The sequence below is a fragment of the Flavobacterium sp. CECT 9288 genome (assembly GCF_918731615.1).
Lineage (GTDB): Bacteria > Bacteroidota > Bacteroidia > Flavobacteriales > Flavobacteriaceae > Flavobacterium.
This window is the reverse complement of the sequence record NZ_OU957226.1, coordinates 845,786-861,215: the sequence shown is the minus strand read 5'-3', so window position 1 is coordinate 861,215 and position 15,430 is coordinate 845,786. Positions and strand designations below refer to the sequence as shown.

Annotated in this window: 14 protein-coding genes; 4 read left to right on the top strand and 10 right to left on the bottom strand. The window is 31.9% G+C overall.

The genetic code is table 11. From position 1 onward, the window contains the following. Positions 1–13 precede the first annotated feature (13 nt). The 8 genes from LQ189_RS03880 to LQ189_RS03845 all read right to left on the bottom strand — a co-directional run bounded on the left by LQ189_RS03880 (position 14) and on the right by LQ189_RS03845 (position 7,423). Positions 14–637 (bottom strand): hypothetical protein, encoded by a 624-nt coding sequence (locus tag LQ189_RS03880; RefSeq protein ID WP_230154409.1) that lies wholly within the window; start codon positions 635–637, stop codon positions 14–16. Positions 638–1,237: 600 nt separating this feature from the next. After that, positions 1,238–1,777, bottom strand: a complete 540-nt coding sequence (locus LQ189_RS03875; protein ID WP_221916580.1) for a hypothetical protein — start codon at positions 1,775–1,777, stop codon at positions 1,238–1,240. Between the two features lie 204 nt (positions 1,778–1,981). After that, on the bottom strand, positions 1,982–2,554 hold the full coding sequence (locus LQ189_RS03870; RefSeq protein WP_221916579.1) for a hypothetical protein: 573 nt from the start codon (positions 2,552–2,554) through the stop codon (positions 1,982–1,984). A gap of 514 nt (positions 2,555–3,068) precedes the next feature. Beyond that, positions 3,069–3,611 (bottom strand): DUF6155 family protein, encoded by a 543-nt coding sequence (locus LQ189_RS03865; RefSeq protein WP_221916578.1) that lies wholly within the window; start codon positions 3,609–3,611, stop codon positions 3,069–3,071. Positions 3,612–3,771: 160 nt separating this feature from the next. Continuing rightward, positions 3,772–4,383 (bottom strand): GNAT family N-acetyltransferase, encoded by a 612-nt coding sequence (locus LQ189_RS03860; RefSeq protein WP_230154408.1) that lies wholly within the window; start codon positions 4,381–4,383, stop codon positions 3,772–3,774. A 174-nt stretch (positions 4,384–4,557) separates the two neighbouring features. Then, a complete protein-coding gene (locus LQ189_RS03855) occupies positions 4,558–5,073 on the bottom strand; it encodes a hypothetical protein (RefSeq protein WP_230154407.1) in 516 nt (171 codons plus the stop codon). 182 nt (positions 5,074–5,255) lie between these two features. Then, positions 5,256–6,350, bottom strand: a complete 1,095-nt coding sequence (locus tag LQ189_RS03850) for a DUF695 domain-containing protein (RefSeq protein ID WP_230154406.1) — start codon at positions 6,348–6,350, stop codon at positions 5,256–5,258. Positions 6,351–6,535: 185 nt separating this feature from the next. Beyond that, on the bottom strand, positions 6,536–7,423 hold the full coding sequence (locus LQ189_RS03845; protein WP_230154405.1) for a WG repeat-containing protein: 888 nt from the start codon (positions 7,421–7,423) through the stop codon (positions 6,536–6,538). Between the two features lie 396 nt (positions 7,424–7,819). Between LQ189_RS03845 and trmD the strand changes: the two genes are divergently transcribed. The 3 genes from trmD to LQ189_RS03830 all read left to right on the top strand — a co-directional run bounded on the left by trmD (position 7,820) and on the right by LQ189_RS03830 (position 11,505). Beyond that, entirely contained in the window at positions 7,820–8,497 is a 678-nt protein-coding gene (gene trmD, locus LQ189_RS03840; RefSeq protein ID WP_086453888.1) for a tRNA (guanosine(37)-N1)-methyltransferase TrmD, read from the top strand. Positions 8,498–8,667: 170 nt separating this feature from the next. Further along, a complete protein-coding gene (gene rplS, locus LQ189_RS03835; protein ID WP_086453886.1) occupies positions 8,668–9,018 on the top strand; it encodes a 50S ribosomal protein L19 in 351 nt (116 codons plus the stop codon). Positions 9,019–9,282: 264 nt separating this feature from the next. Next, entirely contained in the window at positions 9,283–11,505 is a 2,223-nt protein-coding gene (locus tag LQ189_RS03830; protein ID WP_230154404.1) for an NADP-dependent isocitrate dehydrogenase, read from the top strand. Between the two features lie 69 nt (positions 11,506–11,574). On the opposite strand, the gene LQ189_RS03825 is transcribed toward LQ189_RS03830, so the two are convergent. After that, a complete protein-coding gene (locus LQ189_RS03825; protein ID WP_221917391.1) occupies positions 11,575–12,426 on the bottom strand; it encodes an IS3 family transposase in 852 nt (283 codons plus the stop codon). Between the two features lie 14 nt (positions 12,427–12,440). After that, positions 12,441–12,869 carry a hypothetical protein gene (locus LQ189_RS03820; protein ID WP_230154403.1) on the bottom strand — a complete coding sequence of 143 codons (429 nt, stop codon included), beginning with the start codon at positions 12,867–12,869 and terminating at the stop codon, positions 12,441–12,443. Positions 12,870–13,040: 171 nt separating this feature from the next. Between LQ189_RS03820 and LQ189_RS03815 the strand changes: the two genes are divergently transcribed. Continuing rightward, complete coding sequence (locus LQ189_RS03815; protein ID WP_230154402.1) at positions 13,041–15,422, top strand: TonB-dependent receptor; 2,382 nt, start codon at positions 13,041–13,043, stop codon at positions 15,420–15,422. Positions 15,423–15,430 lie beyond the last annotated feature (8 nt).

Here is a 15,430-nt window from a genome sequence, read left to right as displayed (position 1 = left end):
ATCGCTGATACTTTTAACTTATCCATGTTCTCCGTTTGTTTATTATTTTCCACTGACCGTTAATTTTAATCAGAAATATTGATAAACCAACGCCGCATAATCTGCCACAATAATAATTTAGCTCTAAATAAGCTTTCTCATTGTCAGAAGAAAAAATTGGTATTGTCATTTCATAAAATTTATAAGGCTTACCTATTTTACTTGTATTTTTTTCTTTATCAATAGTTGTTAAATTAATTTTTTCGACAACTTCTTTTTCAATTTTAAGTTTTGGAGGATTTATATTTTGTTGAAGTAAATACAATGAATCATTAGAATTAAAAAACAATTCATTCTCTATTTTATAATGTAATAAAGTTTCTAATGAGATGACATTAAAAAATGATGGAAGTGGAGGAGGAATTGGATTGTTATTTTTTCTTTTTTCAGGAATATAAATATCAAGTTTAATTAAATCTTCGCAAAACATTTTGGCCTCTTTTTCATTTTTTAAAACGTTTAAACTGTCTTCTAAAATTACCGTTTTAAGAATTTCACTAACGTCTTTAATTTTTAAAGAATCAAAATTGGTTTCACTATTATTCTTACATGATGTAAAAAACAAAGTAATCAGAAAAATTAACAATACCTTTTTCATTATTTAAACTTATCATTTGTTTACAATTTCCAGCAAAATATGTACTCCCACCTTAAAACACTGATTGTCAATCCAAGCTTAGACTTAAGAAATAAAATTTTACATAACCGAGCAATAGGTTTCTTTTTATTTCTATTTTCAATGAAACAATTTTGAGACTAAATTTTAATTGAAAGCCAATGAGGCGAGCATAAATATTCCTAAAAGAACAAGAAATTTTATAAATCTATTTTTTAAGAAAGGAAAATTTCTTCTCCAAAACTCTGTCATTGGCGGGAACAAAAGCAATCCAACCATTGAGTAAGAAAAAATTACGAGCCAAATTTGATCTCTAACTAAAACCATAAAAGATGCAGTTAGAAATAATAAGGAAAAAATCCATTTAATAATTGTCAAAAAAACCGATTCTTTTGTTTTGCTTACTTCTTCCATTGTATTTTTATGAATTGTTACGATTATGGACTAACGGATAATCATTTAGTAATACTGTAAATTTAAATAAAGGTACATTTTCAGATTTGCCAGTCATACCAAATAAAAAAATATTTTTCCATTTCACCTATTGCCCATATCCGTTGTAATAACCTTTATCTACTGGCTCTACAATTTCATTGTTATAAAGTATTCTGCTATTCTCAGTATTACAAAACAAATAAAAGCAATTACTAATTTGATTATAAATTTAAATCTTGGTTGCTGAGATGTACTAAAATTGATTAAACTCTTGATGCTTTGAATAACTTTATCTTTATTCAACCATAGAATTATTAAAATTAATAATTGGTATAGAATCGCTGCTTTTAGAGCTCCATTATGCACTTGAAAATATATGTCTTGTAAAATCACATTTACAAGTATGGTAGATATGAACAAACAACCAATAATTCTGGTTCTTTTTATCAAAATCAATGTTCCTCCAATTATTTCAAAAAATCCTAAAGTTATTGCATATGCTTTTGAGTAACCATAAAAAGCCCACATCAATTCCATACCAGTCATTTCTGAAACAGTTTTGTCAATTTCAGCAGCTCCATCAAATTGAACTATTTTACCTCCCCCATAAACAAACATTGCAAATACTACAATCCAACTAATTGCATTTTCAAAAATTTCTATTTTATCATTTCTGTCGAATTTCATTCTTTTGTTTTTCTTTTAGATTGTTGCCTGGGTTAGACTGCTTTGAGATGTGGCGGATTAAGGAAGCCTAATTTTTCGGTTAAATACTGACTTTGCAAGTACTAAACCAACTTCAAATTAAACCCAAAACCCGCCATATATCCATACTGATATGATTAAATCAGTTGTATTTTATCTTAAAGCTTTCAACTTTGATTTGAAATACTATTTGCTATTAGTTTTGATCCAATCAATATATTTATTGAAAACAGGATTAAATAAAGGTCTGTCTAAACCTCCCCAGTTAAAAGCATTATGTTTTATATGCAATAAAATTTCAGCATTTGTTGGATTAATAACTTTATATTCAAAGGCAAAATCATACCCTCCTTTATACTCAACGTTACTTTCACAAATAAGAAATTTACCTGCACTTTTACTTAAATTTAACAAACCTATATTATCAGAAATACTGGTAACTTTGTCCGTCAAATTATTTTGAATAACATATTGTTCTAAATCGTTTTGCGTATAATACTTTTCAAATCCTCCAATAGTCTTTAACGTTCCTAAAATATAGTTTTCATATTTTTCCATATTCAAGCCGCTTTTTTTAACAAATAAAAACTGAGAATATTCTTTTAGATTCACACTTTTTTCCACGAGAATTTCTTCTTGGTTTAAAACCGTTTCAGTTGGTAATTTTCCAGTTTTTGCATTTAATTCTTTAACTTTTAAAGTTGGACTGCACGAAAATAGGACAACCGATAAACCAATAATTAATAAACTTTTTTTCATTTTTTCAATTTGCTTAAGTTAATTGTATTTTGTTTATAATTCTTATATTTATAGATCTTCTAAAATATTCAGCTAACTCCTGAATTTGAATATTAAAATTGCTAAAAACCAATTTTTCAAGCAGTTACGATCTATAACTTTCAGATTTTATTATTCTTCAAATATATAAATAATTAGTTACAAAGCAGTAAACACACTTTGCAAAAAAGAATAGTTTTCGTACTTGTATAAACGGAAACTATCTTGAAATACGCACGCCCTAGCCCAGATAGCAGGGGAAATCCTTATGCGCCGGTCCCGAAACCTCGGGATGGCGTATAAGATTGTAACGTATAGCTGGATCAAGCTCCTAAAGAAAAGTTAATTGATTGAATTGGGTATTTGATTATTAGAAAATATCTAAGTGCACTTAAAATATATATCTTGTAAAATTACATTTGCATGTACTTGGCTGAGAACAAACAATCAATAATTCTAGTCCTTTTCATCATTGTTTACCTTGTTTAATTATTTTTTATTTTTCTTCTGTTTCGTTTTCTTCTTCTTCAGCTGGATAAAAGGAAATCCAAACTTCTACTAAATAGTCGTGAAAGCCCCAGCCAATTCCTCTTGTATCGTCAACAACTTTATCAACACGTTCTTCAAATTTCTCCAAAAGATTTTCATTTTCCATTAAGGTTAAACTTTCATAGAAGGTTGTTGCCAAACTCTTGTAAAACGGCTCGTTTATATCACCATAGTTATTTGTAAAACGTACTCCAGTTTCCACATAAAAAAGCATTAGGTCAGCGAGTAAATCAGCTGAAGATCCCATTTTTTTGAAGTCGCTGATTGCTTGTTTTCCGTCTTTGAGTTTGTAGATGTTACCACGTTTTGGATAAAACGCTTCAAAAATTTTGTCACGGTATTTCTCAAAAAGTTCTCTTTCGTTTGGATTTACATAAAAGTCAAAAAACTCCTTAACGGACTTGTTCTTTTTATACAGGTCAGCAATAAGGTCAATGAGTTTGTCCTTGTCGAGTTTTTTTAATTCCTTTTTTACATCTGTTAGTCCCATATTTCTTTATTGTTACAGTTGTCGTCCATTGGCAATAAGGCTTTGTAGGTTGCAGAAGTGGCAGATTAAGGAAGACTGAATTTTAGACTAAAGACTGAATTTTTAACTACAAAACCAACTTCAAATTAAGTCCAAAATACGCCATTTTTGCAAACTACTGTTAACGGCTGGCAAAATTTTCCGTTTGTTTTTTAAGATTATTTTTTACATTTTCATTCCATTCTGTTTTGATGATACTCAATCTTGTTGCATCAATTCTTTCTCCTTTTGCATCAGTACTACAATTCCTCAAAACTCCTTCAACTACACAACCAATACTTTTCATTGCATTTAGACTTCTTTCATTTTTTGAGTTTGCAGCAAACGCAACTCGTTCCATTTCTAATTTGTAAAATGCAAATTCTAACATTAGGTACTTACAATTTTTATTTATGCCACTTCCTTGATATTTTTTTCCGTACCAAGTGTAACCAATTTCAATGGTTTTCATTTCTAAGAATATGCCATAAAATCTTGTGCTTCCCACAAATTTTCCACTTTTTTTGTCAAAAACAATAAATGGATACTCCTTTTCACTTTCTCTATTTTTAATTGCGTTTGCAATATATTTTTTAAGATTTTCTTTTCCGTTTGCTCCACCCGAATTAAATTCCCAAATCTCAGGTTCATTTTCAGAATACTCTAATAAATTATCAAAATCTATATTTTCTAGTGGTTGCAATTTTACATATTCGTTTTCTAAAATGTATTTTTCTTTAAAATCAAATTTCATTTTTCTGTTTTTAGTTCTGTTTTAGATTGCTTGCCGTTAAAATTCTAGTAATACAGCGGGTTTGGGTTTTAAATTAAGATTTATTTTTCGGTTATCACTAAACTGCCAAATACAAAACATTTTTCCATTAAGCCTGATTCCCTAACATATAAAAACTTGTTTGCTCGTGGTTTTTTAAATTTTATTTTCCAACAAGTCCTTAGCCAAACTTGCAATTTTAAGTTTTCGGTTTCTAATTACATAGTTTAAATCAGATGTGTTGTCTATCATTAATTGTCTATTATAATAATTGATGTGTTCCAGAATGCCAAAAACGTTTGCTATGATTGCCCACAACATCAAATTCTCTGTTTTTACTTCCCAATTAGAAAAATAAAGCTGGATAATAAATACTAACGGGATTAAACCTATCATAAAAAGATTGTTTTTTTTTGATTTTCTAAAAAACATTAGATTCTTGTTTTGGTCAAATGCCTTTCCTGTAAGCCTATCAAGTTTTAGTTTCCAGTAAAGTTGCCCTTGAAACAATATGCAAATACACAAAACTAAGCCATATAAAATAAATAGTATATCAAGAAATGAATTAGTAAAGAGCAAATAAATCCCAATTAACGGAAAAGTAATAAATGCGTGCGACCGTTCCAATGGCTGATACCACTTCAACCGTTTTATTAAATCTTTTTTTGTCATTTTTCTGTTTTTAATTATAGTCAGTTTGAACACGTGCAGCTAGTGTATTGGGACTTCAGCAAGTTTGGTAATAAATAAAACCCAATATTCGGGTATGCAAAATCTTTTAAATGCAAAGCCTCTTTTAAATAAAGCTTAAAGCTCAAAATGCGCGCGGCGTAAGTTTGTAGCTGACCTTTTCATTAATTTTGTTTAAATCTATCAAAGCATTGCCAGTACTTATCTTTAAAAATATCGTACTCTATTTCAAAAACATTTGAATAGCTTTGTTGAATTTGGTAAAATACTTTTGATGGTTTACGGAAATCTTTACAAGCAAAATAAATTTCTCTTTCTCCATTTGCAGTTTCTCTACCTATGTTTAAGTAACCGTCAGAATCTTTTAACACTTGCATTATTTCTTCTTCAATAGCTGTTAACTTTTCATAGTCAATATTATTCGGCATTCCATTGTTTTTACTACCATCATATTTTATTTTCAATGCAGAAATCCATGGATGTGAAGCTTTTCTATCCCAATTCAATAATTCAGAATTAACAACAGCAATCAAAACATTACCACTTTCAAGTTTTGCCTCAAGAATTTTGTACTCATCATTTTCTGTGTTATAGCGAACACCTTCATATTTTTCGATAAATTCCTTTTGTCTCCAAGTTAAAAAATCTTTTAGTTTCTCTATCGGGATTAGTTCTTTTTGTGCTTCTTGTTTGCCAACGATTGTTAAGTTATCGATATTGTTTAAAAAGTCAAGTTCTCCCAAATAGTTATCCAAAAAGATATAGGTTCCATTTCCAACTTCAGACCTGTTATTTTCGGTTAAGTCATTGTGAATAATAGTAATATCAATTTCGTCTGGAAAATCAGTAAATTCGTTTGAATAAAAATTAATATTTTCAGAATTAAATTGATAACCTGCCATTTCTATACTTATATTTTTAATATCTGTAGCAGGTTTAAGTGCGGTAAATCTCCAACGTTCAAGATTTGGAGAATGACTTATAAGTTCTTCAATAAATACAATGTTTTTTGTATTTCCATCAGCCGTTAAAATTAATTCTACAGTATCTGAATTATACATTCCACACAAATAGTAAAAACCATCTTTGAGTTCATCTAATTTAGGCGAGATTTTATTTAAAAAACCTTTTTCAATGTTACTATTATTTTTAACTACTTCAAAAAAGATTTTTTCGTTTTTTTCAAACCAAGCCCAGAAGTCTTCGTTTGATTTAATTGGGTCGGTTTTCTTTCCAAAGAGATTTTTAAAGAAGTTCATTTGTTTATATTTTTTTTGTTTAAATGTAGTATTTATTTCCCTTGCCAATAATGTTGTGCAGCTTCTCAACAGAAGTGAAATTCGGAAATGCTTATTTGCTCTTGAAGATGATTTTTTCGCGAGAAATAAATATAAATCTACAAAGAAATTTATAATCTTGCCAACGCCTGTTACGCAACGTTTTTTTAATATTCGTAAGCGTAAAATTCGTCTTTTATGTTTTTTCTTTTTAGTACAACATATTCTTTTCGCAATTCAATTTTATCATAAATAGGCTCTTTAGCTACAGTTCCATCAACATTTATCAATCCAAATTTGTTATTCTTCTTGATTATAAAATATCGCCAATTTTGTGAAGATTTAATTTCATCATAAATGATTGGTATTATTGTTTCATTTTTTGAGTTTATAACACCAAATTTATTTTCCTTTTTTATAATTTGAAATAAAGTTTCACCCATTGAATAATGTCTAAAAGTTTCAATTAATTCAATATTATCGCATAAAAAAATGTTGTTTTTAGAATTCTGTAAGTCTATGATTTGTGGATTATTGTTTTTTGTTGCAAATATTCTATACTTGTCAATGGTGTAAAATTGATACTCTTCTGGAATTATAATTTTTCCGTTATAATTAAAAACGCTATTCAAGTTATTTTCGTTTTCTGTTATATAAAAATCGTCGTTTTCTGTTGAAGAAACTCCCTTATATTGTAGTGGAATTATGATTTTCCCATTAATATCCGACAATCCGAATATTGATTTCTTTGTCCAAAGAATAAATCTTTCATTGTTCCGAGGTAATATAAATTCAAACTCTATAGGAAGAAGTTCTTTATTATCAAGTGAAAAAAGGCCATTTAAGTTATTCTTCCGAATGATCAGTCTATGATTTTTAAACTCAATAAAATCATATATAAATGGAACTATCACATTTTTCAAACTGTCCGTAACTCCGAATTTGTCTTCTCTTCTTTCAATAAATCTATTCTCCTCAATCTTTGTTTTAGAATTCTGAGAATAAATAAATGTTGTTAAAAGAAGCAATAATATAATTGAAATAGTTATCTTCATTGATGTAGTTTTAATATGTTGCAAAACACATACAGTTCCGACAAAATCAGACCTTTTATTCTACAATTAGGTAAAGGTGTCTGACAAACGCCTTACTATAATTATCCTCAAATATATAAATAATTAGTTACAAATCACGAAACTATGTTTATATCAAAAGAATAATTTTCGAACTTGTACAAACGAAAACTATCATAAAATACGCACGCCCTAGCCCAGATAGCAGTGAAAATCCTTATACGCCAGTCCCGAAACCTCGGGATGGCGTATAAGATTGTAACGTATAGCTGGATCAAGCTCCTAAAGAAAAGTTTAATGGTTGAAATAGGTATTTGATTATTAGAAAACCTTAGCATCTTTGTATCTTTGTCGCTTAGAACCTTTTTAAGAAAAATTATGCGCATTGATATTGTTACCGTTTTGCCTGAGTTGTTGAGAAGCCCGTTTGAAGCTTCGATTATGAAACGTGCTATTGACAAAGGATTGGTGGAAGTTCATTTTCATAACCTGCGCGATTACACGACTAACAAACAAAAAAGCGTTGACGATTATCCCTATGGTGGCGGCGCTGGAATGGTAATGACGGTACAACCTATTGATGCTTGCATTACACACTTAAAAAGCGAACGTACCTACGACGAAGTGATTTACATGTCGCCCGATGGAGAAACGCTCAACCAGAAAATGGCCAACACGATGTCCTTATATGAAAACATTATTATTTTGTGTGGGCATTACAAAGGTGTAGACCAGCGTGTGCGCGATCATTTTATAACCAAAGAAATTTCTATAGGCGATTATGTTTTATCGGGTGGTGAACTTGGTGCTTTGGTATTATCGGATGCTTTAATTCGGTTGATTCCTGGTGTTTTGAGTGATGAAACTTCGGCTTTGACTGATAGTTTTCAAGATGGGTTGTTGTCAGGACCTATTTACACACGACCTGCAGACTACAAAGGATGGAAAGTTCCGGAAGTTTTAACGAGTGGTAACTTTGCCAAAATTGACCAATGGCGCGAGGATATGGCCTATGAACATACTAAAAATAGAAGACCAGATTTATTGGAGGATTAAAAATTAGTTTAAAGTTTCAGGTTTAAAGTTGTGATTCAAGAACTTCGAAACTTTAAACAAGAAAAACTTTAAACTTTAAACATTTTTCTTTACTTTTGCGCCCACATTAAGTTAACCTCTGGCGAGATCCGTGAATGTTGACCTAAATTAAACCATAATAAAATACAATCATGGCAGATTTAATGAAATTCGTTCAAGACGAGTTTGTAACAAGAAAAGATTTCCCAGTTTTTGCAGCTGGAGATACTATCACTGTTTTCTACGAAATTAGAGAGGGTGAAAAAACAAGAACTCAGTTCTTTAAAGGAGTTGTAATTCAAAGAAGAGGTTCAGCTAATACTGAAACTTTTACAATTCGTAAAATGTCTGGTGCAATTGGAGTAGAGCGTATTTTCCCAGTGAACTTACCTGCATTACAAAAAATTGAAATCAACAAAAAAGGTGCAGTTCGTAGAGCTAGAATTTTCTACTTCAGAGAACTTACTGGTAAAAAAGCTAAGATCAAAGACAAAAGAAGATAGTCAAATATCTCTTTATAATAAAAGTCCCAACATGTTTGGGACTTTTTTTTTGTTTATAACTTCCTTATAAATTTAGAATTCAGTAGGATTGTAACCTGAAATATAACAATTTGAGAATAACACGTTAGTAATCCTTAAATTCAAGTTTTTCTCTCTCAAATCGTCCCTCAATTACATCTGATTTTCATATATTTGTACGTCTTATTTCAAGAAAATTCCTTGAATAAGCTACATTTAACGTGATTCGATTATAAAAATAAAAAAATGACACAGAAATCAAAAATTTTTTACACGCTTACTGATGAAGCGCCATTACTGGCCACTTATTCATTTTTACCTATTGTACAAGCATTTACAAGAACTTCTGACATTGAAATTGAAACTAGAGACATTTCATTAGCGGGTAGAATCTTATCTAACTTTCCGGAGTTTTTGACTGAGGATCAAAAAACAGCTGATTCCTTACTTGAACTTGGACAACTAGCCACCACTCCAGAAGCTAATATTATAAAATTACCAAACGTATCTGCATCTGTTCCGCAATTGAAAGCAGCTATTGCTGAACTACAATCTCATGGATACCAATTACCAAACTTTCCTGAAGAGCCACAAAACGAAGCTGAGACTGCTATCAAAGCAAAATACTCTAAAATATTAGGATCTGCTGTAAATCCTGTTTTACGTGAAGGAAATTCAGATAGAAGAGCACCAAAAGCGGTTAAAAATTATGCTAAAGCCAATCCACATTCAATGGGAGCTTGGACTGCAGACTCTAAAACATACGTTGCCTCTATGGAAAGTGGCGATTTTTACGGTAGTGAAAAGTCAGTTAGCTTAACTGAAGCTACAGATGTAAAAATTGAATTAGTAGCCAAAGACGGAACAACAACTGTTTTAAAAGCAAGCACTCCGCTAAAAGCTGGAGAAATCATTGATAGCGCCGTATTGAACTTACATGCACTAAAAACATTTGTAGCGAAGACTATTACCGAAGCAAAAGAATTAAACGTTTTACTTTCGGTTCACTTGAAAGCTACGATGATGAAAGTATCGGATCCCATCATTTTTGGCGCTATCGTAGAAGTATATTTTGCATCAGTATTCGAAAAATACGCTACTTTATTCCAAGAGTTAAACATTGACACCCGCAATGGTTTAGGTGATATTTATGCTAAAATAGCTGGAAATCCATTACAAGCCGAAGTTGAAGCCGCATTAAACGCAGCTATCGAAAATGGTCCTGCATTGGCAATGGTAAATTCTGACAAAGGAATTACAAACTTACACGTTCCATCTGACGTAATTGTAGATGCATCTATGCCTGCAATGATTCGTACTTCGGGTCAGATGTACAACAAAGAAGGCAAGCAACAAGATACTGTTGCCATGATACCAGACCGCAGTTATGCAGGTGTGTACACAGCAACTATTGATTTTTGTAAAAAACACGGCGCTTTTGACCCTACTACCATGGGAAGTGTTCCAAACGTAGGTTTGATGGCACAAAAAGCCGAAGAATACGGATCTCACGACAAGACTTTTCAAATTGCAACGGATGGTGTAGTTCGAGTAGTAGACACTAATGGAACTGTTTTAATGGAGCAAACTGTTGAAACAAATGATATTTTTAGAATGTGTCAAGCCAAAGACGCTCCTATTCAAGACTGGGTAAAACTAGCTGTAAACAGAGCTCGTTTGTCTAATACTCCAGCGATATTCTGGTTAGATAACAACAGAGCACACGATAGAGAATTGATCATAAAAGTAAATCATTACTTGAAAGATTTTGATACTACTGGTTTAGATATTCAGATTTTAAACCCTATCGAGGCTACTAACTTTACCTTAGAAAGAATTGTTCAAGGTTTAGATACTATTTCAGTAACAGGAAATGTATTACGTGATTACTTAACTGATTTATTCCCAATTTTAGAAGTAGGAACATCTGCAAAAATGCTTTCTATCGTTCCATTGATGAATGGTGGTGGATTGTTTGAAACTGGCGCAGGCGGATCAGCTCCTAAGCACGTTGAGCAATTTACAGAAGAAGGATACTTGCGTTGGGACTCTCTTGGAGAATTCCTAGCACTTGGAGCTTCTTTAGAACATTTAGGACAAACTTTACACAACAACAAAGCAATTGTTCTTGCTGAAACATTAGATGTAGCTACTGAAAAATTCTTAGCAAATGACAAATCGCCTGCACGTAAAGTAGGTGGAATTGACAACAGAGGGTCACAATTTTACTTGGCTATGTACTGGGCAGAAGCTCTTGCAGCTCAAGATAAAGAACCGTCATTAAAAGCGATTTTTACTCCTATTGCATCTGAGTTGTTAGCTAATGAAGCAAGCATTAATACTGAACTTATTGCAGCTCAAGGCCAACCTCAACATATTAATGGACATTATCAACCTAATCCAGAGTTGACAAGCAAAGCCATGCGTCCTAGTGCAACATTCAATGCCATTTTAGCAAAAATTGCATAAGTAGAATAACAATAGTGTGTCTAGTCCTGAAAAAGTGATACAGGATTAATAAAAAATAAAAGTACAATTTTAGACAGTAGCAAGCTCTGGTTTGCTACTGTTTTTTGTTTTATAGGTTCTCATTTTAATTTTGTTTTGGTGATGCATCTGATTTGGAGTAAGCATGTAATTAGAATAATGAGGTCTGATTTCATTATAGATATCAATAGCTTCTTTTACAATTTTTTGCATGATTTCTGCTTTTTGATTGTATTTGTCAATCCTAAATTCCTGTTTTAAAATACCATTGATCCTTTCTGCCACTGCATTTTCATAAGGGTCAGAGTTTTGTGTCATACTGCATAGAATTTTATTTTTATTAAGTTGCATTTGGTAGTCATTAGCACAATATTGAATCCCTCTGTCTGAATGATGTATCAATGGTAAGTTTTTGTTGTTTCTGTGTTTAAGAGCCATTTTAAAAGCCTTCAAACTGCTTTCTGTGTTCATGTTATCGGCAACATAATATCCCATAATCTTTTTAGAATAAGCATCTGTGACTAAGCTTAAATAGCAAGGATTATCTCTTTTTCCTATATAGGTTATATCAGAGACCCAAACTTGCTCTGGTCTGTTAATTTCTAAATCTAGAATTCGATTTTGATGTTTATTAAATCGATGATGTGAGTTAGTCGTTACATGATAACTTCGTTTAGGATGTATCAATAAATGATTGGCTCTGAGTATATCAAAGAACTTATCTCTTCCAATTTTCATTAATTGAAGTTTATCAAACAAAAGATAATATAGTTTTCGAGTACCTATTCTAGGCATTGTCTTCCTGATATTATTCACCATCAAAATCACTTCTTTGGCTTTGTTTTGTTTGGATGCTATTCTTCTAGTCTTTCGATAATAAACCTGTCTGTCTATCCCGAACAAATAACAGGTAAACGCTACTGTTTTTTGTTCTTTTGCTCTAAAGCGGGCGATTGTTCGGGTGCAGAGTTTTTTCGGATATCTATATGATATTCTTTCTCAGCTAAATCAATCATCATGTCAAACAAGATTGCTTTTTTATCTGCAACGTAAGCTTGTCGTTCTAAAAGAGCCTTTTGTTTTTCTAATAGCTTGACTTGGACTTCAAGTTCCATAATTTTTTGTTCGGGTGACTTTGCCATATTCAAAGGGGGTTGGTTTTCCCAATCAAAGTTACCAAATTTTCGTAACCAGCCCAGAACTGTAGCATGGCTTTGAATGCCATATTGTTTTCTAATTTGGGTAATTGATGAACTACCTTGCTCAACTTCTCTAACGATTTGAAGTTTTAAGGACATGCTGTTATCTCGCTGGGTGCGCTTTACATAATTCGTGTATTCTTCCATAACGATTGTTTTTGTGTATCGCTATTTCAGGACGGGACAGTGATACAAAAAAAGAAGACAACTGTAAAAAGTTGTCTTTTTTTTATCTTAGCAATACCTTAACATGTGTTATATGCAAATTACCAAACTATTTGAGGTAATTTGTACTTTCATTCTGATAAAAACAAAACAATGAACTCAAAAAAATACATTCTGTACTTTATAGTTGTACTAACGTCATTTTGCTCTTTTGCTCAGGAAAAATTCACCCTTAGTGGGACTATAATCGATGCAAGCAGTAACGAGTCTTTAATAGGTGTAAATGTTGTTTTACCAAGTTTAAAAACAGGTGTTACAACTAATGAATATGGATTTTTTTCAATTACAGTTCCTAAGGGAATTTACACCATACAGGTAAGTTACTTGGGTTTTCAAACGCTTGAAGAATCTATTGATCTGAACCAAAATACGATTCGAAATTTCAAACTAGTGGGTAATGAAACCATTTTAAAGGAAGTAATTATCACCGATAATAAAACCAAAATTGACATCAAAAAACCAGAGATGAGCGTGAATAAACTCTCCATTTCTGCAATCAAAAAAATGCCCGTTGTATTGGGAGAAGTTGATGTTTTAAAATCTATTTTACTATTGCCTGGTGTTACCAATGCTGGCGAAGGTGCCTCTGGATTTAATGTTCGAGGTGGTGGAGCTGATCAAAACTTAATTTTATTAGATGAAGCAACGATTTTCAATTCTTCACATGTTTTTGGATTTTTCTCTGTTTTTAATCCTGATGCTATCAAAGATTTAAAATTGTATAAAGGTGGAATTCCAGCGCGATATGGCGGAAGAGCTTCATCAGTTTTGGATATTTATCAAAAAGATGGTAACAGTAAAGAATTTCATGTAAACGGTGGAATTGGGTTAATATCCAGTAGAATTTTGGCCGAAGGACCATTAGTAAAAGACAAAGGATCTTTCTTAATAGGCGGTCGCAGCTCTTATGCACATTTGTTCTTGAAACTTTCTGAAGAGCAAAAAGACAACTCTGCTTATTTTTATGACTTGAATACCAAATTAAGCTATAAATTAAACCCAAATAACAGTTTATATTTATCGGGGTATTTTGGCCGAGATGTTTTCAGTCTTAGCGACAGTTTTACCAATATTTATGGGAATGCTACTTTAAACCTTAGATGGAATCACTTATTTTCAGAAAAATTATTTTCAAACTTATCACTAATCTACAGTGACTATTATTATGGTTTGGATTTGGATTTTGTAGGTTTCAAATGGGATTCTGGTATTAAAAACTACAATGTCAAATACGACTTTAAAAACTACATTTCAAATAAGTTCAAATTAAATTATGGACTGAACGCCATTTACTATGAATTCAATCCCGGCACCATAAAACCTAGCAATGAAAATTCTGGAATTAACTTTGACCAGCTAGATAAAAAATACGCTTTTGAACCAGCGCTTTACTTAAATGCAGATCATGAAATATCTAATAAAATAGCGCTTTCTTACGGACTTCGTTACAGTATGTTTTATAGATTAGGGCAATCTACAGTAAATATTTATGAGAACAACAATCCAGTCCTTTTTGATCCTGAGTTGCAAATTTATGAAAAAGCTACACCCATAAGTTCTCAATTTTATGGTAAAAACAAGGTCATTAAGAACTATAATTATCTTGAGCCACGCTTGTCCATTGCGTACCAAATTAATGACGAACAATCTGTAAAAGCCAGTTACAACAGGATGGTACAGTATTTACAATTAATATCAAACACCTCATCTCCTACTCCGCTAGACGTGTGGACACCGAGTGACAATTTTATCAAACCTCAAATTGCAGATCAAGTTGCGTTGGGCTATTTTAAAAATTTCAAAGATGACATGTATTCTCTTGAGGTAGAAACTTATTACAAAGAGGTTCAAAACCGATTGGACTATATTGACGGAGCCGATTTAATTGCAAATAAAGCTATTGAACAAATTATTTTAAATGGTCAATTACGATCCTACGGTTTGGAAATACTTTTCCGTAAAAACGAAGGTCGATTAAACGGTTGGATTTCGTACACATTGTCAAGATCAGAGCAACAAACACCAGGAAGAACTCCGCTAGAAACAGGAATAAACAATGGTCAGTGGTACAACTCTGTATATGACAAGTTGCATAATATTGCTGTAACCTCATCCTATAATTTAAATGACAAATGGTCTTTTGGCGCTAACTTTGCACTTCAAACAGGGCAACCAGTAACCTACCCAACTGGGCAATACGAGTATTTGGGCATAGTTGTTCCTAGCTATGGATTGCGCAATGAAAATAGATTACCAGCCTACCACCACTTAGATCTAGCAGCTACCTTAACTCCTACAAAAAATAAAAATAGACAATGGAAAGGCGAATGGGTTTTTAGTATCTACAATATATACAACCGTCGTAATGCTGCGTCAATCAATTTTAGACAAAACGCAGACACAGGCAATAATGAAGCCGTAAGAACCTCTATTTTTGGGATGGTTCCAGCAGTGAGTTACAACTTTAAATTTTAGTACTTAAA

Coding starts and splice junctions, on each gene's coding strand:
- LQ189_RS03880 (WP_230154409.1), bottom strand. CDS start 637: ATGAAAAAGGTATTGTTAATTTTTCTGATTACTTTGTTTTTTACATCA.
- LQ189_RS03875 (WP_221916580.1), bottom strand. CDS start 1,777: ATGAAATTCGACAGAAATGATAAAATAGAAATTTTTGAAAATGCAATT.
- LQ189_RS03870 (WP_221916579.1), bottom strand. CDS start 2,554: ATGAAAAAAAGTTTATTAATTATTGGTTTATCGGTTGTCCTATTTTCG.
- LQ189_RS03865 (WP_221916578.1), bottom strand. CDS start 3,611: ATGGGACTAACAGATGTAAAAAAGGAATTAAAAAAACTCGACAAGGAC.
- LQ189_RS03860 (WP_230154408.1), bottom strand. CDS start 4,383: ATGAAATTTGATTTTAAAGAAAAATACATTTTAGAAAACGAATATGTA.
- LQ189_RS03855 (WP_230154407.1), bottom strand. CDS start 5,073: ATGACAAAAAAAGATTTAATAAAACGGTTGAAGTGGTATCAGCCATTG.
- LQ189_RS03850 (WP_230154406.1), bottom strand. CDS start 6,350: ATGAACTTCTTTAAAAATCTCTTTGGAAAGAAAACCGACCCAATTAAA.
- LQ189_RS03845 (WP_230154405.1), bottom strand. CDS start 7,423: ATGAAGATAACTATTTCAATTATATTATTGCTTCTTTTAACAACATTT.
- trmD (WP_086453888.1), top strand. CDS start 7,820: ATGCGCATTGATATTGTTACCGTTTTGCCTGAGTTGTTGAGAAGCCCG.
- rplS (WP_086453886.1), top strand. CDS start 8,668: ATGGCAGATTTAATGAAATTCGTTCAAGACGAGTTTGTAACAAGAAAA.
- LQ189_RS03830 (WP_230154404.1), top strand. CDS start 9,283: ATGACACAGAAATCAAAAATTTTTTACACGCTTACTGATGAAGCGCCA.
- LQ189_RS03820 (WP_230154403.1), bottom strand. CDS start 12,869: ATGGAAGAATACACGAATTATGTAAAGCGCACCCAGCGAGATAACAGC.
- LQ189_RS03815 (WP_230154402.1), top strand. CDS start 13,041: ATGAACTCAAAAAAATACATTCTGTACTTTATAGTTGTACTAACGTCA.